Here is a 1,207-nt window from a genome sequence, read left to right as displayed (position 1 = left end):
TCTTGAATTCGGCATCGGGCTTGAGTCGCACAGTGGCGAGGTCAGGCGGCGTCACGGCGGCCGCCTGCTTGGCGAACGCGCTATAGGGCGCCGAGCGATTGCTCGCCTTATGGATGACCTTGCCGCTCGCCGTGGTGAGCGAGGCCGGATCGACGTTCCAGCTCTGCGCAGCAGCGGTCAGCAGCATCTGCCGGGCAGCGGCGCCCGCCTGACGCATCGGCAACCAGTTCATCGGGGTCGAAAAGCTGCCGCCTGCCATTTGCGGCCCGAAAATCTTGTCATTGGCCTGGGTTTGCTCGATGCGGACCTGTGACCAGTCGACATCCAGCTCCTCCGCGATCAGCATCGGCAATGTCGTCTTAATGCCCTGCCCGATCTCCGGATTTTTGGCGCCGATGATCACGCTATTATCCGGATTGATCCGAACGAAGGCGGTGAGAATGGTGGCCTTGTCCTTCGCCGTCGCAGCGAAAGCGAGCTTCACGTCGAAGGTCAGTGCCGCGCCGCCAGCCAGCGAGGCGACAAGGAACGAGCGCCGATTGAAGGTGCTGGCCGCGTTCATGCCACGGTCTCCGCCTGCTCGAGACCGGCGGCGACGCGGATCGCCTTGCGGATACGCATGTAGGTGGAACAGCGGCAGATATTGCCGCTCATCGCCGCATCGACCTGTTCGACCGTCGGCTTGGGGGTCTTCGTCAGCAGCGCCGAAGCGGACATGATCTGGCCTGCCTGGCAATAGCCGCACTGTGGAACGTCAAGCTTCAGCCATGCCTCGCTGATGCTCTTGCCGGAGGGGGTTGTCGCGACATGCTCGATCGTCATGACATCCTTGCCCACGGCGCGACTGATCGGCGTGATGCAGGAGCGCGTCGCCACGCCATTGATGATCACGGTGCAAGCGCCGCACAGCCCCATGCCGCACCCGAATTTGGTGCCGGGCATGTCGAGATCTTCACGGATGGCCCACAGCAGCGGCTTTTCCGGATCGGCATCGACCGTGCGCTGCTTCTGATTGATGGTGAGCGTGACAGGCATGAGTCTCCGTCCTTCTCGAGTCTGCGATTGATGCAAGCTGCGGCCTGGCGCGGCCTTAGACTGCATCTCTTATGGCACAATTTCCCTGCGCGCCAAGTCCGTATGGTGCGTGACGAAGAGAGCTTCGTCACGCCCAGACCGAGATGAGTGGCCGTTGGACGAAAGCGTTTAA

Annotated in this window: 2 protein-coding genes; both read right to left on the bottom strand. The window is 62.2% G+C overall.

What is annotated here, in order from left to right:
* Nucleotides 1-562, bottom strand: a 562-nt coding sequence (locus BGN95_RS10530) for a molybdopterin cofactor-binding domain-containing protein (RefSeq protein ID WP_286772580.1), incomplete at its 3' end; no start/stop codon positions are given.
* On the bottom strand, nt 559-1,035 hold the full coding sequence (locus tag BGN95_RS10525) for a (2Fe-2S)-binding protein (RefSeq protein ID WP_286772579.1): 477 nt from the start codon (nt 1,033-1,035) through the stop codon (nt 559-561). The genes BGN95_RS10525 and BGN95_RS10530, both read right to left, overlap by 4 nt.
* Nucleotides 1,036-1,207: the final 172 nt, after the last annotated feature.

This window comes from Sphingomonas sp. 66-10 (assembly GCF_001897045.1).
GTDB classification, from domain to species: domain Bacteria; phylum Pseudomonadota; class Alphaproteobacteria; order Sphingomonadales; family Sphingomonadaceae; genus Sphingomonas; species Sphingomonas lycopersici.
The sequence above is the reverse complement of the archived record's forward strand: the minus strand, read 5'-3'. Positions and strand labels throughout refer to the sequence as shown.